The following is a 20,107-nucleotide window of genomic DNA, read 5'->3' as shown; positions in this document are numbered from 1 at the left end:
TCTTAAAGATTCTCCTTGATCTTGAGTAGTTCGGCTTTAATCCCCTCCAACTTTCTAATGATCTCAAAGTTGTCTAAGGTCTTGCGTTTGTGCTCTTTTAAATGTGTTTTGGCTCCGTCCAAAGTGAAGCCTCTTTCCTTGACCAAATGATAGATCAATTCCAAATTTTTAATGTCTTCTGGAGTGAATTTACGATTGCCTTTAGCGTTCTTTTTGGGTTGGATGATGTCAAATTCCTTTTCCCAAAAACGGATCAATGAAGTATTTACGCCAAAAGCTTTAGCCACTTCTCCTATGCCGTAATAGCGTTTTTCCGGTAAGCTTAATTGCATTAGTCTAAGGATTCATTTTCTTGCTGAGAGGCTTTAAGTAGCTCGTTGAACTCTTCAGCAGTGAGGTTGCCGTAGTAAAAATGAATTGGGTTGATCTTGTTTCCGTCTTTCCAAACTTCATAGTGCAGGTGAGGCGCTTCCGAACGTCCTGTGCTGCCCACAAAACCAATTAGGTCTCCGCGTTTCACCTTTTGGCCTTTTTTTACGTTGTACTTATACAGATGCGCATAAAGACTCTCATAACCGTAGCCGTGTGAAATTCTGATGTGGTTGCCATAACCTGCCGCAGTGGCATCAGCGCGAGTTACAACCCCGTCTCCGGAGGCATATATTGGCGTGCCTCGTGGCGCAGTGAAGTCCATCCCATAATGAAACTTACGGGCTTTGGTAAAAGGATCGGTTCGGTAACCAAAGCCAGATGCCATTCGTGTTAGGTCTTCGTTACGGACCGGTTGAATGGCCGGAATTGCAGCCAGAAGTTTTTCTTTTTCTTCTGCCAAAATCGCAATCTCATCCAAGGATTTAGATTGCACAACAATCTGTTTGGTAATGATGTCCAAGCGTTTCGCTGTAGAAATGAGTAAGTTGGAGTTGTCAAAGCCTTCCCAGTCTTTGTACCGGTTTACCCCTCCAAATCCAGCCAATCGTTGTTCCTCAGGAATAGGATTGGCTTCAAAATAAACTCGATACAGGTTGTTATCGCGCTCCTGCAGCTCGGTCAAGACAGCCTGTGCCTGATCCATTTTTTTGTTCAAAAGCTCCAAACGAAGTTCTGCATTGGCTAATTCTCTGGCCAGCGCTTTCTCTTTAGGAGTTTCTATATACGGCAAATTGAGGTAAAGCAGAAAGAAGAACAGCCCTGCGAGCAAAATGCCCAAAGTCGACAAGAGGATAAATCCAAAAGTTCGGCCCTTTTTGGGTTCTATTTTTCGATAGGATAAAGTCTCGCTATCGTAGTAATATTTTACCTTCGACATAAGTTAAAATGTGCTATTTTTGCCCTTGATTATTGGGGGATTACAAGGCGCTAACGCAGTACAAAGATAAAAATTGTTTGTGGCCTATCCTAATGCAACGGTTGGCTGAGGTAAGTCCGCCTAACTCATTTAAAATAAACCAGATGAAGTCCCAGGACATTCGCAAGACATTCTTAGAATTTTTCAACTCCAAAGCACACGCTATAGTGCCTTCTGCGCCTATGGTGATCAAAGACGATCCAACCCTGATGTTTACCAATGCGGGGATGAATCAATTCAAGGAGTTTTTCTTGGGCAATAAGAAATCCAACGATCCACGGATTGCAGATACTCAGAAGTGTTTGCGTGTTAGTGGAAAACACAACGATTTGGAAGAGGTAGGAAAGGACACCTATCACCACACCATGTTTGAAATGTTGGGGAACTGGAGTTTTGGTGATTATTTTAAAGAGGAAGCTATCGCTTGGGCTTGGGAACTTTTAACCGAGGTCTTTAAAATTGACAAGGACAGTCTTTATGTGACCATTTTTGAAGGAGACGCTTCAGAAGGACTCGACAGAGATACCGAGGCCTATAAATTCTGGTCACAGCATATTGCAGAGGACCGAATTCTAAACGGAAACAAAGCCGATAATTTCTGGGAGATGGGTGATCAAGGACCCTGTGGGCCTTGTAGTGAGATCCACGTAGACATTCGTTCCGAAGAAGAAAAACAACAAGTATCTGGTGCAGATTTGGTAAACATGGACCATCCTTTGGTGGTTGAGATCTGGAACCTGGTATTTATGCAATACAATCGCAAAGCAGACGGTTCACTGGAAAAGCTTCCTGCACAGCATGTGGACACCGGAATGGGCTTTGAGCGTTTATGTATGGTCTTGCAGGACAAAAAGAGTAATTACGACACTGACGTGTTTACCCCGCTCATTCGCGAAATCGAGGCGATTACCAATTCCAAATACGCCCAATCAGAAGAGGTGGATATTGCCATCCGCGTGATTGCAGATCACTTGCGCGCAGTAGCATTTGCTATCGCAGATGGGCAATTACCATCCAATACAGGAGCTGGTTATGTGATCCGCAGAATTTTGAGACGCGCTATCCGCTACGGCTTCACATTCTTGGATCAGAAAGAACCCTTCATTTATGAATTGGTAGAGACTTTGACTGCTCAAATGGCGGCTGCTTTCCCAGAGTTGAAAAAACAAAAGAACTTGATCACCAATGTGATCAAAGAAGAGGAGCAATCCTTCTTGCGCACTTTGGATCAAGGCCTTTTACTGTTGGATCAAGTGATCACCAATGCCAATGGACAAACCATTTCTGGTGAAAAGGTCTTTGAACTTTACGATACTTACGGCTTCCCAAAAGACTTGACAGCACTTATCCTTAGTGAGCGTGGCTTGAGTATGGATGAGGCAGGCTTTGACAAAGAACTGCAAAAACAAAAAGAGCGATCCCGCGCTGCTACTAAAGTAGAGACGGGAGACTGGGTAGAACTCCGTGAGGACGATGAAGAAGAGTTTGTCGGCTACGACACCCTTTCTGCTCCGGTGACTATTACGCGTTACCGCGAAGTGGCTACCAAAAAAGAAGGAACACTATATCAGTTGGTCTTTAATGTAACACCTTTTTATCCAGAAGGTGGAGGACAGGTAGGTGATAAGGGTTATTTGGAAGCTTCCAATGGAGAGGTAGTTTATATCATCGACACTAAAAAAGAAAACAACCTTATTGTTCACTTTGCCAAGAACTTGCCGCGTCATCCAGAAGCGAATTTCACCGCAGTAGTAGATGAGAAACAGCGTGCCCGTTCTGCGAGTAATCACACAGCAACACACTTATTGCATCAGGCGTTGCGCAACATTTTAGGAACTCACGTGGAACAAAAAGGTTCTATGGTACATTCCGGGAACCTGCGCTTTGACTTTTCACACTTCTCTAAGGTTACTGCAGAACAATTAGAAGAGGTTGAATCCTTTGTCAATGCGCGTATCCGCGAAGGTTTGCCTTTAGAAGAGCAACGCGGAATCCCTTATGATACCGCCATTGAGCAGGGCGCTATTGCTTTGTTTGGTGAAAAGTATGGCGATGCGGTACGTACCATTCGTTTTGGAAAGTCTATGGAGCTCTGTGGAGGAACTCACGTAGCTAATACCAGTGACATCTGGCACTTTATTATTACATCAGAATCTGCTGTTGCAGCAGGTGTGCGCAGAATTGAGGCGATCACCAGCGATGCAGCTAAGGCTTATTTTGAAGACACTTCTAAAGAACATCAGCAATTAAAACGACTGCTGAACAACGCAAAAGATCCTGTAGGTGTTCTGGAAGGCATTCAGCAAGAAAACGCTCAGCTAAAAAAACAATTGCAGCAACTCCTTAAAGAAAAGGCCAAGCATCTTAAAACTCACTTGATCGACCAATTGGAGCAGAAAGAGGGCGTTGCTTTCTTGGCGACAGAAGTGGATCTGGACGCGGGAGGGATGAAAGATCTCGCTTTTGAAATGGGACAGAACAGAACGGATCTGTTCTTGCTCTTAGGCTCACGTCAAAACGGGAAAGCCTTATTGAGTTGTTATATTTCTAAGGAGCTCACTGCAGATGGAAAACTCAATGCGGGAACTATTGTTCGCGAGTTGGGTAAACACATTCAAGGTGGAGGCGGAGGTCAACCCTTCTTTGCAACTGCTGGAGGAAAGAACCAAGATGGAATTGAAGCAGCACTTGCTGCCGCTGTGCAATATTTGAACTAAGATGAAGCGGAGTACGACCATATCGATTACTCCACAATCTCCTGCGATAGACCATCACGGAAGCAGTCTTTTTTTAGGCTCTTGTTTGGCTATTAAAATGGCAGAGAAGTTTGATTTCTTCTCCCTGCCACATACAGCCAATCCTTTTGGGGTTTTGTTTCAGCCACTGGCTATTGAGTCGTTGGTTAAGCGGGCATTGGATCAGCAGTTATTTACAGCGTATGATCTGGATCAACGCGATGATATTTGGTACTCTTTCAGTGCGCACACTGCTCAAAGCGGAATTGATAAGCAAACGGTTTTAGACGGATTGAATTCAGCCCTGATAGGTCTGAGATCTGCGCTACTAGAATCTAAACACATCATCATCACGCTGGGTACTGCTTGGGTCTACAAACATCTGGAGCGCAATCAGTATGTGGCCAATTGCCACAAACAACCCGGAGGAGTCTTTAAAAAAGAGCTCTTATCTACAAAAGAAATTGAGCGCAGTCTCCATCATATAGGTACGCTTGTGCCTAATCAGAACCCCGAAGCTACTATTCTACTCACTGTTTCACCGGTTCGTCATGTAAAAGACGGCATTGTTGAGAATTCAAGGTCGAAGGCCCATCTGCTGGCTGCGGTGCATCAAGTGGTTGATCAAAATGAGCGTGCCCATTACTTCCCAGCCTACGAGCTTTTGATGGATGAATTGCGGGACTATCGCTACTACGGATCGGATCTGATCCACCCCAATGCGCAGGCGGTTGCACACGTTTGGGATTGCTTCAAAACTGCTTGGGTGGCCCAAGATTCTCAAGAACTTATGGATACTATTGGCGGACTAAAAGCCGCAATGAATCACCGTTCCCAGATCCCTGGAAGTAATGCGGATCGAGACTTTAAGCGTAAGCTGCAAGAGCGTTTAGAAGCTTTTCGAACGGAACATCCACACATCAGTATTTGATCAAATACGACAACTGCCCTATTGATTGCCCAGGCTATTGTGCTCAATTTTGCTACCAGAAATCATTAAAACTAGCAAGATGAACACTCTTAAAGTATTAAGCCGATACGCTTTCATATTTATTGCACTATTGGCAACAGCATGTGATAAAGACGATGATTCTTCCGATGGTGGAGACGATCCAGCTGCAAGCGGTGAAGAATTTGTAACGGCTAAAGTAGATGGTGCCGATTATGCCGCGGCGCAAGATCCAGTGATTATTGTTGGAGCTGTGCTTGAAAGCGGAATCCTAAATGTACAAGGTGGAACCAATAGCGGTGAGACCATTCGTATCACCATTGTTGGATATGATGGTCCGGGAACCTATACCTCAGGGGACAACGCAGCCAACCAGAATCTAATGGGATATTTTACAGTTTCTCCGGTTGCGGGTTGGTTAAACAACGGTGTTACTTCCTTAGTTGATGGCGTTGGTAGCGGAACTGTTGAAGTGACTTCTGATGCCGATGGCGTTGTAGAAGGAACCTTCTCCTTTAAAGGTTATAACGCAGAAGATATGACCATGAAAACCATCACCGATGGTCAATTCAAAGCTATTGTAGATTAAGCGAATCTCAATGTTGAGGTTTTTATGTGGAAAGTCGGGATACCCCAGGGTATCTCGGCTTTTACGCTTTTAGACTAACTACTTGAAATTCAGAATACGGCAATTGCCCTATTGAACTGCTAAAGCATTTGTAGCACTTTTGAACAACACTAAAAACGATTCAAATTATGAGACCAACAGCTTCACTTTTAACCCTACTTTTTGTGTGCTTGAGTGTGACTCCGCTCTCGCTGGCTCAAAAGGCAGAGACCCCAGATTGGCAATACGATACCGGAGCAAAGATCAACGATATGACCATTACTCAAGGAGGAACTGTGGTTGTAGCAACAAACGATGGTCTGGTAGGGATCAAGCCGGGGTCAAATGATCTGTTATTCAACTTTACCGACTATGGACGCGTAAAGCCTGAGGAGTTGACCTTTATTCCGAATTCACCTTATGTGATGGTCGGACAGACGGGATTTGGTGCCATGACCACTAAAAAAGCAGTGATTGACTATATGTCCGGAAAGACACTTTTCAGCACGGAGAACAACGGTTGGAAAATCGTTTGGACCTGTCATGTAATGATGCCTCAAAATAAACTAGTGGTTAGCGGACAGCGCCGAGCTAGTGAAAAATATACTAATGCCGTTGCCATTTATGATCTCAACACTGGAGAACAGGAGAGCTTCTTCAAATTCAAGGGATCAGAAATGGTGAGCGGCCGCCCTTTGCTTCTAAAGAATGGACTGATTATTCCAACGAGCAAAGGACTTTCAAAAGTGGACATGAACAGCGGAACCATTGCCTGGAAGGCAGACCTTAAAAATGTAGGTTGGATGGTCGCTGATGAGTCCGAACAAGAAATCTATGGCTTTGTGGGTAAGCCCAACGGTGGATCCACCAAGGTGTACAAAATTAGCGCGACTGGCCAAATGCTGTGGGATGATGGGCATAAGGTCAAGGGAAGCGTGGTCAATTTTGAGATATTACCCCAAGGCCTTGCTATTGTGAGCAACGTAGATAATTCTGGCAAGAAAGGAATTATGAGCGTTGCAGCCGGAAGATCGGAGAGTAAGATCGCTTTCCTCTCAGCACAGACCGGTGACGACCTTTGGGAGAAGGCTCCAAAGACCAAAGGTTATGTGCAGCATTTTTACATCATGGAAGACGGGATCCTCTTTGGAATTTATGAAGGTGGAATCAACAAGATTTCCTTTGATGGACAGACCTTGTTTAAAAAACCTTTGAAAACAGGAGAGAACATTTTAACCATGGCTTCTACTCCGCAGGGATTGATCTACATCACCTCAGAAGATGCCAACATCGTGAATCTGGAAACGGGAGAGCAGGTTTGGAACAAACCACTCAAGTACCGTCGTGCAGATGCCGTGAGTTCTACTTTTGATGCTAAGAACAACCGCTATTTGATCGGAGCTGATGAGGTCGTATTTGCAGTGGATGCCAACTCTGGTGAGGTTTCAGACTTTGCAGAGGTATCTTTTGAAGGCAAAGAAGACCCAACAAGAATTGAGTGTAGAGACGGTGGCGTCTTATTGAGCAGTAGTCAAAACATGATGCTTTTGGACTTTGGCGGGACCACCGATTGGCACGAGTATCACCGAGCTCCAGGAAAGAGTGCCTTTGGTGCGATCTTGGCTGGTGCTATGGCAGTAGCTACGGCAGCTACGGCGGCTGCGAGTTATGCGGAGGCCAACAACAACAGAAACCGCTTGGGCAATTACACATCTCGCGGGCAGGCTTATGCTGACTTGGGCGCCGGAATGGCTATGGCGAGTGGTGCTTCCATCAATGAAATGCTCAAAAGATTTAAGGCAACTTCTGCCACGGAGAATGCGCAATTTGTTTTGACCAAACTGGACGACGGCGTGGGCTTGGTGAAGATCAACAAAGACACTGGTCTTGTGGAGAAAGAGATCATTCTAAAGGACAAAAAGCCGGAATATCAGGTGGACGACTTTGGTGGTATCCTCTATTACAAGGCAGACAACAGTACCATTTATGCCTACGATCTGAACAAATAAAAATCCCAAACTACCTTTTTTAGAAATACCCTTGGTCTGCTGAGGGTATTTCTTTTATTGTTCCCGATAATTTTTAACTTAGTGAAATAGTAAGTTTTAACCATCGCAAAATGACAGCTTTACCATTTTGCAAACCATCTCCAAACTGTAGTCATATGAAAGCCTTAGTTTCTTTTTTGGTACTTCTGTTCTTTGTATCCACAAGTTGGGCGCAAATTCCGGAGCCAACCAATCCAGTACGTCAAGAAGCCAGTCAAAAACAGCCCTCTTATATCAAGTCGGCAACCTATAAGAAAACGGGAGACGATACCTACACACTGTATAGTGAAAGCGGTATTGCACTTAATCAAATGCAAGACTTGACCAAGTTGAGTACAAGTTCTTTGGCCACCTTGCATTTGCCGTCAAGAACCATCATTCTCTTGACGGATTTTGACGATGTTGCGGTTGGGTCCACCAATCCAACAAAGATTCTTCTGCGAGACACTGCCAAGGATTTTTATTTAACCAACCCAAACTCTTTCATCACCTATGTAGATGATAAATCTTATACGGTAGAGGTTACTCGCGTAAAAGACAGTTATGTGGCTTATGTGGCGGAATTGGACAAGACCTATATTGAGAAAGACATTCGCCTGTTTCCAGATTGGGGAGCAGCTAATTTGATAGACATGGGCTATGCTCCAGACAATACGTATTGGTATCGTGATGTAGCTACAAAAGAATACGCCATCATCATTAGAGGGGAGAGTATGGATTATACGGATGTTACCTCGGAGCTTCGTGGCGATGATCGTATCGTCCTAAAGAATGGTAAACCTGTCTATTTGCTTAAGGATTATGTGAACGCTTCCACCTATGTGGTGCGACCCGTAAGCACCAAAGTTGGAGCCTACGGCTCTGAAGGCGGTGGTAGTGTGAGCAGTGATTCCAACTGTGTTCGTGGAGATTGTGAAGATGGTTTTGGAAAGTATGAGTACAACAACGGCTACTATGATGGTTTTTGGCGCAATGGTAAAAAGTCGGGATATGGACTTTACTCTTGGGATGATGGTGCTACCTACATTGGAAATTGGGAGAATGATAATATGGATGGTTATGGGGTCTTTACCGATAATAACGACGATATGTATAAAGGCATGTTTAAGAACGATGCCTTGCAAGGGAAAGCGGTTAAAAATATAGGCGATGACTGGGAGCGAGGAATTTACGATGAAGGCCGGCTTACTCAAGAATTTGACTTTTACGGAACGGATGAAACTGAAGGATGTACTGTAGGAGACTGTCAAGACAAATACGGAAAAATGGTCTTTGACAACGGAGATACTTTTGTCGGATTTTTTAAGAACGGTAACCTGCAAATGGGAACCTATAGTTTTGCCTCTGGAGCAAGCTATAGCGGGCAATTTGATAGCTCCGGACGCTTTTCAGGTATGGGCCGATTTTGGTTTGCTAATGGAGATTATTACGGCGGCGCTTGGTCCAAGGGGAAATTCAACGGTCGGGGATATTATTCGGTCAAGGATTCTGGAGATATCAAGATCGGCTACTTTGAAGATGGTAATTTTGTTCGATCAGAATAGCTTAAAGACTTAAAATACGGCACTTGCCGTATTTTTTTTGTACCTTAATTTGAGCATTTTTGACACACATAAAAACAAACAAGCATGAGATTTTTACTAGCACTAGCCCTTGTGTTTGGCGGTATGCAAGCCTGGGCTCAAGAAATTCCTCAGAAGCCTCAAACTCCTAATAAGCCCAAGCAAATGCCGGCCAAAAAGAACACCGTGGTCTCCAGCGACTGTGACTGGGGTGACTGTGAGAACGGTTATGGGAAAAAGACCTATGATAACGGTGACTATATCGGTTTTTGGCGCAATGGTAAGAAAGAAGGTTATGGCAGTTATTACTGGTTTGAGACCAAGGGGCAATACGTTGGTGAGTGGACTGATGACAATATGCACGGTTATGGCGTATATATTGGTGAAAACAAAGACAATCTAAAGGGACAATACAAAAACGGTTCCATGAATGGAATTGGGGTAACGGTCCGCAATAACGAATGGCAACAGGGTGTGTTTACCAATGGAAACCTGACCGAAAAGTATCCATACTACAGCAATAACAAGGATAAGGGATGTTCCGTTGGTGATTGCAACAATGGCTATGGCCGTTGGGATTATGATAACGGTGATAACTATATCGGTTTCTTTGAAAACGGAAACCTAAAACAAGGCAGTTACAACTTTTCTAGCGGCGCCCGCTATTCTGGAGAATTCAACAGCAGCAATCAGATGCACGGAATGGGTCGTTATTGGGCCAGTGATGGTTCCTATTATGGAGGCTACTGGGCCAATGGTAAGTTCAACGGTCGCGGTTATTACGACAATAAGGCCACAGGTAAAACAGAGGTTGGCGTTTGGAATAATGGTGTACTTTCCAAGTCTATGTACTAGTAAACTTAGGCAAACCTCAGTGTCAAGAGCAATTTTTCAGTAGTGAGAATTATTGATAATTTGAGAAATTGCTCTTATTTTTAGAAAATAACCAACACATTTTACTCTTATGGAATTCTTTTTCTTTACCCTCATGAGCTTTTTCACGTTCAATGCGGAATTGCCGGCAGATGAACTTAATTCACCTTCAGAGCAAACTGAAATTAAGTTGAGAAGAACCGATAGTGGTTCCGGATCTTATGAAGGTACTGCCAAATCCCGCAGTGGTTCAGGTTCTTACGCCTAGAGCTTAAATTCCCCATTCCTTTTATTACCTACACTTTTTAAGGCAATTGCCCTATTGATAACCGATGCTGCTAGCGCTATTTTTAGAGTCACTATATCAGTATGATGGAAAGCAATAGCATATTTATTGTTGGGTTCGTGCTGGTGCTCGCACTTCTGATTTTGTTGTTTTACAGGCGGAATATATCTGCTTTGAAAACGGCACATTTGGAGCGTTGCGGCACCTTGTCGAACTGTTATAACAAGCACAGAGATCAGATCCTTACAAGGCAGAAGCTTTTGGGTAATTATGATTTCCAACGCTTTAATTTAGAGCAGGTCTTGCAAGAGCAAGCACCGCTCCATTGCACCTAACGCAAGGACCATTATGAAGATTAAATACGTCTTTTATTTGCTATTGTTCCTTTGGCAAAGCTTGAGCACGGCTCAGGTACTCCAGGAAAATATTGACAGTTTACTTACCGAATATCAGCGTTTAGGCCCAGATACTAATCGGGTGCGATTGTTGGAAAAACTTGCTTCCCACTATAATGTGGCTGCTTTAGATAGTGCGCGTGCCTATGCGATCGAAGGTTTAGCCTTGGCAGAAGAACTTAAAGACGTCAACGGTCGTTGGAGTACACGTAATGTACTTGGGACTTACCACGAACGCAAGGCACAGTATGATAGTGCTTTGGTTCAATATGACGATGCGCTAAAAATCATTGATTCTCTCAAAAGTGTTCGAGGCTATGCGGTTGTGCTCAATAACAAAGCCACAGTATTTATCAGACAAGCTAAGTATGAGGAGGCTTTGTCTTTATTATTTAGAGCTTTAGAGGCTGAAGAGCAGCTCGGGAATAGAGAAGGAGTAGCGCAGGCATATAACAATATTGGTGTGGTCTATTATTACTCTCAAAATTTTGACAAGACCACAGAATACCTCACTAAAGCCTTAGAAATCCAAGAGGAGCTGGGCAAGTTGGACGGTCTTATTTTAGGGTATAATAATGTAGGGGCGATTCGAGATTATCAACAGAAGTATCAGGAGGCCATTGGTTCCTACCAAAAGGCTTTGGATATCAGCAAGCAGCTCGGTGATGTGAAACAAGAAGCGATCGCTTGGTCTAATATTGCTTTAGCGCGAGCCAAAATGGGTGATTTAACCCAAGCAGAGGCCGATATCACCACGGCATTGGCCTTGCGTGACCAAGCCAGTGACCCTCAAGGTAAGGTGCAGAGTCAGATCACCTTTGGGCAAGTGTTGCAGCGACAAAAACGATTTGGACTTGCAAAGAGCTATTTTGAAAAGGCGTTGGAAGTCGCCAAAAATAATGAGTTACTCTTGCTGCAGAGAGAAGCGCTTACAGGGCTTTCTGATCTCGCAACAGAGAACAAAGACTACCGAGCTGCCACTGGTTATCTCAATGAGATCATTGTGATCAAGGACAGCATAACCAATAAAGAAAATGCCGAGGCCATGGCAGAAATGGAAACCAAGTATCAGACCCAGCAAAAGGAAAATCAGATCTTGGAACAACGGGCAGAACTCGCAGAGGCCAAGCTGATCAATCGCCGCAGAACGGCCCTTTTGGTTGGGAGTTTAGGATTGGCATTCTTGTTTGGTCTTATCGGCTTTTTGGTATATAAACAGCAGCGTCTTAAGAATCAGCAGCTCCAAAAGGAAGCTGAATTAAGAACAGCACTGGCTAAGATCGAAACCCAAAACAGTTTGCAGGAGCAGCGATTACGCATCTCCAGAGATCTGCATGACAATATCGGTGCTCAGCTTACCTTTATCATCTCCAGTTTGGACAATCTCAAGTATGGATTCAAGGACATGGAAGAAAAGCTCAAGGGCCGATTAAGCGGGATCAGTAGCTTCACCAGTCAAACCATTTATGAGCTGCGAGACACCATTTGGGCCATGAACAAAGACAACATCAGCCTGGAAGATCTCAAAACACGAATCACTAATTTTATGGATCAAGCCAAGGCTTCAACCCAGGGGATAGCCTTTGATGTTAAACTAGATCCAAGCTTAGATCCAGATTACAGTTTTAAAGCGCTGACGGGGATGAACCTGTATCGAATCATTCAGGAATCCGTAAACAACAGTTTGAAGTATGCCGATCCAACTATGATCGAGTTGCAGATTGATCAGACATCAGAAGGTTTCAATCTCGTGGTGTCTGATGACGGTAAAGGCTTTGATGAGAATGAGATCGAGGCGGGTAATGGTCTGGCTAATATGCGTAAGCGCGCTCGGGAGCTTCAGGCAAGTCTAGACATTAAAAGTGCGCCTGGATCGGGAACTCAGGTAAGTTTAAGTTTACCTACACAATAGGGCAATTGCCCTATTGCAAATTTGTCTTTTGCTGCTGATATTGATTTCAGCTTAGAATCTCTATCTTTAAGAATATGAATCGCAAACTGGCTATAGTAGACGATAACTCTTTTCTGATCAACGCCGTTAAGGAAAAGCTTTCTTTTTTTGACAATATCGCTGTGCGATTTACGGCTTGCGATGGCAGCGATCTGCTTAAAAAGCTAGAGGACAATCACAATTTAGATCTGATCCTCATGGATATTGAAATGCCGGTGCTTGACGGTATTGAGACCACAGCCGTGGTCAAACAAAAGTATCCGCATATCAAGATCATCATGTTGACGGTTTTTGATAACGACGAGAATATTTTCAATGCGATCAAAGCCGGGGCAGATGGTTATTTGTTAAAAGACGTCAATCCAGATGATCTGCATAATGGGATAGAAGAAACCCTCAATGGAGGTGCTGCGATGAATCCTTCCATTGCGCTTAAAACCTTGAAACTACTCAGAGATCCATCCTCTGTAAAAAATCAAGAAGACAAAGAGCAAATTGCTCTGTCTAAAAGAGAGGTCGAGGTTTTGGAACAACTCAGCACCGGTCTGAGCTATACTGCCATTGCAGACAATCTGATACTTTCTCCGAGCACGGTGCGCAAGCATATTGAGAACATCTACAAAAAACTGCAAGTTCACAGCAAAATTGAAGCCGTTCAAAAGGCCAGAAACCACAATTTGATCTGATACTCAGGGGTTGAGGTTTTCCCACACATTTCCTCAAAAAAACGTACCTTAGGGCAAGACTAGGACCCATGCGTAATTTCTTATTCGGAGCTTGTTTTGCTTTACTGATCGTCTTTGTTTATCAGTATTGTGACTACCGCCGTCAAGGCTCGCAAGAACAATTGCAGAGCTCTGCGCTTTTGCAGCAACAGTTAGAGAATGTAGGCAAGCTGATAGTGACCGAATCGAACTTTACACAGATTCACAATTACGAAGATTCCAAAAAGTACTATTTCGACGCTTTGACCTTCAAGAAGAAGGCCTTGGTGGTAGTAGATGCTAAAGCGCAGGTCAGTTATGATCTTCGACAAATGGAAGTTCGTATTGATACCAGTTCTAAAAGTGTGGTCATTACCCACATTCCAGAGCCGGAATTGAGTCTGTCTCCCAAGATTGAATACTTTGATGTTGATGGAGGGATCTTTAACGATTTTGATGCCGAGTCGCTCAACGCGATCTCAGCAAAAGTGACGGATAGCCTAAGGGTGCAGGCTTTACAAAGTCCGTTGATGAGCAATGCTCAGAATCGATTGATCTCCGAACTCCAGCAACTTTTTGTATTGACCAACTCCATGGGCTGGTCGTTGATCTATAGGGATCGAACCATTAAGGAACCCGACGATTGGGTCTTCCTGGATTAATCAAAACCTGCAGCAATTTGAAAACTCCCACTAGAAAAGAAGAAATCATTAAGAGTGCCGCCAAGCTATTTTTAGAACGCGGTTATAGTGCTGTCACTATGCGTGATCTTGCCAAAGAACTCGGCATCAAAGCAGCCAGTTTATACAATCATATATCCTCTAAACACGAGATCTTAGAATCGTTGATCATCAGTGTTGCGGAAGAGTTTACCGTTGGAATGAATCAAATATTCCTCTCGGAACTCAGCACATTAGAAAAAGTAGAACAGGTCATTCACCTGCATATTGATGTGACGGTTAAGAATCAGGATGCCTTGGGGTCGCTCAACAACGATTGGATGCACTTGGAAGGTAAGGCGCTTCCGTATTTTGAACAAATGCGCAATCAGTACGAGGAGAATTTCAGACAAATCATTAAAACAGGAATCGCCGAGGGCAGTATTGCGGCACGCGATCCGGAAATTCTATTGTTTTCTGTGCTTTCTACGTTAAGGACCCTGTATTTGTGGTATCCAAAGAAGAATAGTATTGATATGCAGACACTTAAGGCAGATATGACGGCTACCATGTTGGCCAGTATCCGGGCCTAAAGTATTGGCAAAAATTTATATAAACGCGTTTGTAGATTTAACTAACAAACGTTAGTTTTGTATAATAAATTCAGGTATGGCAAAGTTTTACGACATCCGCATTGCTGACATCTACAAGGAAACCACAGATACTTCTGTAGTCACCTTTGAGATCCCAGAATCCTTAAAAGAAGAATTCTCCTTCACGCAGGGACAACATTTGACCTTATGCGCCGAGATCAACGGCAAGGATGAGCGCCGTTCCTACAGCTTGTGCTCTAGTCCGTTAGATGGGCTTTGGCGTGTTGCAGTAAAGCAAATTCCAGGCGGTGTCTTTTCAACCTTTGTGAATGAGCAGCTCCAAAAAGGAGATACCCTTCAACTCATGCCGCCGAGTGGGCGTTTCTTTGTTCCTATCAGTGAAACGCCAAAGAACTACATAGCTTTTGCTGCGGGTAGTGGTATCACTCCTATTCTTTCTATCATTAAAACACATTTGGCTCAAGAGCCAGACAGTAGTTTCAAGCTGTTCTACTTGAACCGTACTGTCAAATCCATTATCTTTAAAGAAGAGATTGAAGCGCTTAAGAATCAATACTTTGATCGGTTTGAGATCTTTTATTTTCTCTCCAGAGAGCGCAGAGATATCCCCTTGTTCAACGGACGTTTTGACGAGGAGAAAATGCAGGCATTGACTAAGACCTTTATTGACGTGCCTGATACGCATGGCTGTTTTATTTGCGGACCGCAGGAAATGATCTTTTTGATCCGTGACGCGCTGCAAGGCCAAGGTATGGACTTGGAAAACATCCACTATGAATTGTTTTACTCAGGAGACGCTCCGGCGCCTGCTGTTGAACTCAAAGAAGTACAGGAAGGAACAGAAGTGGTCATTATTGATGGCGGGAAGGAGTTCCACTTTGTCATGGGAGAGGACTATGACAATATCTTGGATGCTGCATTAGCCGCAGGAGCTGATCTGCCCTATGCCTGTAAAGGTGGAGTGTGTAGCACATGTAAATGTAAAGTACTCAATGGCGATGTAGCCATGAAGATAAATTACGCTTTGGAGCCCGATGAGGTGGCGCAAGATTTTGTGTTGAGCTGTCAAGCAGTTCCGCAGAGCGATAAAATCACCGTCGACTTCGACGTTTAAAAATTCGGAATTATGAGTGAAAAAGAAATCAAAAACCTGGAAGAGATCTTTGAGCAGCGTATAGCGAATGATGAAAAGATCGAACCTAAAGATTGGATGCCGGAGAAATACCGAAAAACACACATCCGTCAGATCTCTCAGCATGCCCATTCAGAAATCGTTGGAATGCTTCCAGAAGGAAATTGGATCACCCGTGCTCCATCCTTGAGACGTAAAGCCGCCCTTTTGGCCAAAGTACAAGATGAGGCTGGTCACGGCTTGTACCTCTACAGTGCTTGTGAAACTCTAGGGATCAGTCGTGAAGAACTCTATGAGCAGCTGCATACTGGGAAAGCTAAGTATTCCAGTATTTTCAATTACCCAACGGTAACTTGGGCAGATATTGGAGCCATTGGCTGGTTGGTTGATGGCGCTGCGATCATCAATCAAGTGCCTTTGTGTAATACTTCATTCGGGCCGTACGCACGTGCTATGGTTCGTGTGTGTAAGGAAGAGAGTTTCCACCAGCGTCAAGGTTATGAGATCATGTTGACCCTGTCCAAAGGAACTACGGAGCAAAAAGCTTTAGCACAAGATGCACTCAACCGTTGGTGGTGGCCAAGTCTGATGATGTTTGGTCCAACCGATGCAGAATCTGTGCACACGGAACAATCCATGAAATGGAAGCTCAAGCGGAAGACCAATGATGAATTGCGTCAGCAGTTCATTGATCAAACAGTCCCACAAGCTGACCTGCTTGGTTTAACGGTTCCAGATCCAGACTTGAAATGGAATGAAGAGCGTGGCTCTTATGATTTTGGAGCGATTGATTGGGATGAGTTCTGGCAAGTAGTGAAAGGACACGGTCCTTGTAACAAGGAGCGCATGAACGCACGTGTTTCTGCGTGGGAGAACGGAGCTTGGGTACGCGATGCTGCGATTGCCTATGCAGACAAACAGGCGAAAGCTAAGGAAGTGGCTCAGGCCAGTTAAAACGATCAATATGGAAAAAAAGAATTGGCCCTTATGGGAAGTTTTTGTCCGCTCTAAGAACGGATTGGAACACCGTCACTTTGGAAGCTTGCATGCTGCAGATGCCACCATGGCTTTGGAGAATGCACGTGATGTTTACACGCGCCGCAATGAGGGCGTGAGCATATGGGTGGTAGAATCCAAACACATTACCGCTTCGAACCCGGAGAATCACGGAGAACTTTTTGAGCCGGCGCAGGATAAGGTGTACAGACACCCGACTTTCTACGATCTGCCGGATGAAGTAAAACACATGTAATTGATCCCTATGGAGCATCAATCATTATATCAATATCTATTGACCCTAGGCGATAACGCCTTGATCTTAGGGCAGCGTTTGGGAGAACTCTGCGGACACGGTCCGAGCTTAGAGACCGATATTGCCTGTACCAACATCGCTTTGGATCTTTTGGGGCAGACCCGCAGTTGTTTTCAATATGCTTCTAAGCAATTAGACGGTAAATCAGAAGACGACGTGGCTTTTCTCAGAAAAGAGAATGAGTATACCAATGTACTTTTGGTGGAACAACCCAATAACGACTTTGCTTTTGTCATTACGCGTCAGTATTTTTTTGATGTTTATCATTTAATGCTGATGGAGTGGTTGTCTGCTAATTCAGCCGATGAAACCGTTAAAGCCATTGCGAATAAAGCCGTCAAAGAGGCGCGTTACCACCGCCGATTCTCATCGGATTGGATGCTGCGTTTAGGCGATGGGACCCAGGAAAGTCACCAGCGCGTGCTTGCGGCTGTTGAAGCCCTTTGGCCTTACACCCAAGAGTTCTTTGTGCCTTCTGAGGCGGAGGCTTGGGCTGCATCTGCTGGAATAGGCCCAGATCTAGCTTCTTTTAAAGCCGCTTACTACAACGATGTAGAAGCGCTTTTGGAACAAGCGACTGTGCCAATTCCGGAGAATCCTTACTTCCAAAAAGGTGGAAAACAAGGCAGACATACCGAACATATGGGATACCTATTGGCGGACCTACAATACATGCAGCGTACCTATCCAAACATGACCTGGTAAGATGACCATCAAATTACATCCAAACATAGAAGCCGATCTGCTCCCGATCCTGGAAACTGTTCCAGATCCGGAGATTCCTGTGCTTACTGTTTTGGATCTTGGTGTGATTCGAGAAGCTGTCCGAACAGCGGACGGCGTTCATATAAAATTGACCCCAACCTACACGGGCTGCCCAGCTATGGATGTTATTGGAGATGACCTTAAAAGCGCTTTTGCAGAAAAAGGCATCACGGCTACGATAGAACTGATCTTGGCTCCTGCCTGGAGTACCGATTGGATCAGTGAAGCGGGTCGCGAAAAAATGCGCGAATACGGCATTGCCCCTCCATTAAGTGAGTCTGCAGATAAGGCGGCGCTTTTGGGAGACCAACGTTTGGTGCCCTGCACCATCTGTAAATCAACGAATACTAAAATGATCAGTCAGTTTGGGTCCACGGCTTGTAAAGCCTTGTTTCAATGTATGGATTGCCAAGAACCCTTTGACTATTTTAAATGTCTTAAATGAGCGATTTCATTCAATCCCGTCGGGCGGCAGATGTGCAGTATCTGCATTTAAACAGACCCGAGGTCTTCAACAGTTTTAATAGAGAGATGGCATTGGCCATGCAAGATGCCTTGGATGCCGCAGCTTCTGATGATCAGGTCAGAGCGGTAGTTATCACCGGTAATGGGAAAGCCTTTTGTGCAGGTCAAGATCTCAAGGAGGTGACCATTCCAGAATTAAATCCCGGTTTTAAAAAGATCCTTGAAGAGCATTACAACCCAATCATTCAGCGCATTCGCAGTTTGGAAAAGCCGGTGATTGCAGCAGTCAACGGTGTTGCTGCTGGAGCAGGAGCAAACATCGCTTTGGCGTGTGACCTCGTAGTCGCTGCAGAAAAAGCCAGTTTTATTCAAGCCTTTAGTAAGATCGGATTGGTGCCAGACAGTGGCGGAACCTTTTTCTTGCCGCGTCTCATTGGAATGCAGCGTGCTACGGCCCTTATGTTTATGGGCGATAAAGTAAGCGCTACTGAGGCAGAACAAATGGGCATGATCTATCAAGCCGTTCCAGGAGATACCCTTCAGGAAAGTGTGGCGCTGCTTGCAGAAAAATTGGCGGCTATGCCAACACAAGCCTTAGCACGCACCAAGATGTTACTTAACGCCTCATTTAATAGTTCCTTAGAAGGACAGCTCCACTTGGAGTCTGAACAGCAAATTGCCGCAGCGCAAAGTGTGGATTACGCAGAAGGAGTTGCCGCCTTTATAGAAAAGAGAAAACCAAAATTTATAGGGCGCTAGTATGATACATCGAGTAGGTATAATCGGAGCGGGAACCATGGGTAGTGGCATTGCACAAGTAGCGGCCACTGCAGGCTGTGAAGTTGTTCTTTGTGACCTCAATCAAACGGTACTGGATACATCTAAAGACAAGTTAGAAAAGGTACTTAGTCGTTTGGTGGTCAAAGGACGTATTGATGCCGATGAGAAAGCGCGTATTCAAGGCTTGATCAAGTATTCAACAGATATCAAAGAGCTATCCGACGCCAATTTGATCATTGAAGCTATCGTGGAATCTCTGGAAGTAAAGACTAAAGTGTTTCAGCAATTAGAGCCCTTGGTGAGCGAAAATTGTATTATTGCTACAAACACTTCGTCCTTGTCTGTTGCGGCTATTGCAGCTTCTTTAGAACATCCAGAGCGCTGTTTGGGAATTCACTTTTTCAATCCGGCACCACTCATGAAATTGGTAGAAGTAATTCCTGCCGTTCAAACAGATCGAAACAATACAGAATTAATCGTTCAAACCATAAAAGATTGGGGTAAAGTAGTGGCTTTGGCCAAAGACACTCCCGGTTTTATTGTAAACCGAGTGGCTAGACCATTTTACGGTGAAGCCTTGCGCATTTTAGAAGAAGGCATTGCCGATGTTCCCACTATTGATTGGGCCTTAAAGACTAAAGGCGGCTTTAGAATGGGTCCTTTTGAACTGATGGATTTCATCGGGAATGATGTGAATTATACGGTTACAGAAACTGTTTTCAAAGCTTTCTATTACGATCCGCGCTACAAACCGTCTTTTACCCAAAAGCGTTTGAGTGAAGCGGGGTATTTAGGCAGAAAGTCGGGCAGGGGGTATTACAACTATGCAGAAGGCGCCCAGAACCCAGAAGCATTTACTGATGATGCGCTCGGTACATTAATATTCAACCGGGTTTTGGTGACGCTTATCAATGAGGCGGCA

At 44.4% G+C, this 20,107-nt stretch carries 20 protein-coding genes; 18 read left to right on the top strand and 2 right to left on the bottom strand.

Annotated features, from left to right (window positions below):
- Nucleotides 1–2 precede the first annotated feature (2 nt).
- Together HRT75_RS07680 and HRT75_RS07675 are read right to left on the bottom strand one after the other, a co-directional pair.
- Entirely contained in the window at nt 3–332 is a 330-nt protein-coding gene (locus HRT75_RS07680; RefSeq protein ID WP_291184756.1) for a MerR family transcriptional regulator, read from the bottom strand.
- Nucleotides 332–1,309 carry a M23 family metallopeptidase gene (locus HRT75_RS07675; RefSeq protein WP_291184753.1) on the bottom strand — a complete coding sequence of 326 codons (978 nt, stop codon included), beginning with the start codon at nt 1,307–1,309 and terminating at the stop codon, nt 332–334. Before HRT75_RS07675 ends, HRT75_RS07680 begins: the two co-directional genes overlap by 1 nt.
- A 143-nt stretch (nt 1,310–1,452) precedes the next feature.
- On the opposite strand from HRT75_RS07675, the gene alaS reads away from it, so the two are divergent.
- The 18 genes from alaS to HRT75_RS07585 all read left to right on the top strand — a co-directional run.
- Nucleotides 1,453–4,065: an alanine--tRNA ligase gene (alaS, locus tag HRT75_RS07670; RefSeq protein WP_291184750.1), complete on the top strand. Its 2,613-nt coding sequence runs from the start codon at nt 1,453–1,455 to the stop codon at nt 4,063–4,065.
- 1 nt (nt 4,066) lies between these two features.
- On the top strand, nt 4,067–5,014 hold the full coding sequence (locus HRT75_RS07665; RefSeq protein WP_291184747.1) for a GSCFA domain-containing protein: 948 nt from the start codon (nt 4,067–4,069) through the stop codon (nt 5,012–5,014).
- A gap of 79 nt (nt 5,015–5,093) precedes the next feature.
- Nucleotides 5,094–5,621, top strand: coding sequence for a DUF6252 family protein (locus HRT75_RS07660; protein WP_291184744.1), 528 nt, complete (start codon nt 5,094–5,096; stop codon nt 5,619–5,621).
- Between the two features lie 167 nt (nt 5,622–5,788).
- Nucleotides 5,789–7,648, top strand: a complete 1,860-nt coding sequence (locus HRT75_RS07655; protein WP_291184741.1) for a PQQ-binding-like beta-propeller repeat protein — start codon at nt 5,789–5,791, stop codon at nt 7,646–7,648.
- 155 nt (nt 7,649–7,803) lie between these two features.
- On the top strand, nt 7,804–9,231 hold the full coding sequence (locus HRT75_RS07650; RefSeq protein WP_291184739.1) for a hypothetical protein: 1,428 nt from the start codon (nt 7,804–7,806) through the stop codon (nt 9,229–9,231).
- Between the two features lie 84 nt (nt 9,232–9,315).
- Nucleotides 9,316–10,104 (top strand): hypothetical protein, encoded by a 789-nt coding sequence (locus HRT75_RS07645; RefSeq protein ID WP_291184737.1) that lies wholly within the window; start codon nt 9,316–9,318, stop codon nt 10,102–10,104.
- 109 nt (nt 10,105–10,213) lie between these two features.
- Complete coding sequence (locus HRT75_RS07640; protein WP_291184735.1) at nt 10,214–10,390, top strand: hypothetical protein; 177 nt, start codon at nt 10,214–10,216, stop codon at nt 10,388–10,390.
- Nucleotides 10,391–10,756: 366 nt separating this feature from the next.
- Nucleotides 10,757–12,715 (top strand): sensor histidine kinase, encoded by a 1,959-nt coding sequence (locus tag HRT75_RS07635; RefSeq protein ID WP_291184731.1) that lies wholly within the window; start codon nt 10,757–10,759, stop codon nt 12,713–12,715.
- A gap of 74 nt (nt 12,716–12,789) precedes the next feature.
- Complete coding sequence (locus tag HRT75_RS07630) at nt 12,790–13,440, top strand: response regulator transcription factor (protein ID WP_291184729.1); 651 nt, start codon at nt 12,790–12,792, stop codon at nt 13,438–13,440.
- Nucleotides 13,441–13,508: 68 nt separating this feature from the next.
- The gene (locus tag HRT75_RS07625) at nt 13,509–14,120 is read left to right on the top strand and encodes a DUF4230 domain-containing protein (RefSeq protein WP_291184726.1); all 612 of its coding nucleotides are present in this window, start codon (nt 13,509–13,511) and stop codon (nt 14,118–14,120) included.
- 17 nt (nt 14,121–14,137) lie between these two features.
- The gene (locus HRT75_RS07620) at nt 14,138–14,710 is read left to right on the top strand and encodes a TetR/AcrR family transcriptional regulator (RefSeq protein WP_291184723.1); all 573 of its coding nucleotides are present in this window, start codon (nt 14,138–14,140) and stop codon (nt 14,708–14,710) included.
- A gap of 76 nt (nt 14,711–14,786) precedes the next feature.
- Nucleotides 14,787–15,845: a 1,2-phenylacetyl-CoA epoxidase subunit PaaE gene (gene paaE, locus HRT75_RS07615; RefSeq protein ID WP_291184720.1), complete on the top strand. Its 1,059-nt coding sequence runs from the start codon at nt 14,787–14,789 to the stop codon at nt 15,843–15,845.
- Between the two features lie 12 nt (nt 15,846–15,857).
- The gene (gene paaA / locus HRT75_RS07610; RefSeq protein WP_291184717.1) at nt 15,858–16,817 is read left to right on the top strand and encodes a 1,2-phenylacetyl-CoA epoxidase subunit PaaA; all 960 of its coding nucleotides are present in this window, start codon (nt 15,858–15,860) and stop codon (nt 16,815–16,817) included.
- Nucleotides 16,818–16,827: 10 nt separating this feature from the next.
- Nucleotides 16,828–17,115, top strand: a complete 288-nt coding sequence (gene paaB, locus HRT75_RS07605; RefSeq protein WP_272831652.1) for a 1,2-phenylacetyl-CoA epoxidase subunit PaaB — start codon at nt 16,828–16,830, stop codon at nt 17,113–17,115.
- 9 nt (nt 17,116–17,124) lie between these two features.
- A complete protein-coding gene (paaC, locus tag HRT75_RS07600) occupies nt 17,125–17,880 on the top strand; it encodes a 1,2-phenylacetyl-CoA epoxidase subunit PaaC (RefSeq protein ID WP_291184712.1) in 756 nt (251 codons plus the stop codon).
- A 1-nt stretch (nt 17,881) separates the two neighbouring features.
- Entirely contained in the window at nt 17,882–18,385 is a 504-nt protein-coding gene (gene paaD, locus HRT75_RS07595) for a 1,2-phenylacetyl-CoA epoxidase subunit PaaD (protein WP_291184709.1), read from the top strand.
- Entirely contained in the window at nt 18,382–19,164 is a 783-nt protein-coding gene (locus HRT75_RS07590) for an enoyl-CoA hydratase-related protein (RefSeq protein ID WP_291184707.1), read from the top strand. Before paaD ends, HRT75_RS07590 begins: the two co-directional genes overlap by 4 nt.
- Before the next feature lies 1 nt (nt 19,165).
- Nucleotides 19,166–20,107 (top strand): 3-hydroxyacyl-CoA dehydrogenase NAD-binding domain-containing protein (locus HRT75_RS07585; RefSeq protein WP_291184704.1); only part of this gene is annotated, 942 nt, incomplete at its 3' end.

Source organism: Gilvibacter sp. (assembly GCF_013214815.1).
In the GTDB taxonomy this organism is placed as follows: Bacteria; Bacteroidota; Bacteroidia; order Flavobacteriales; family Flavobacteriaceae; genus Gilvibacter.
The sequence above is the reverse complement of the archived record's forward strand: the minus strand, read 5'-3'. Positions and strand labels throughout refer to the sequence as shown.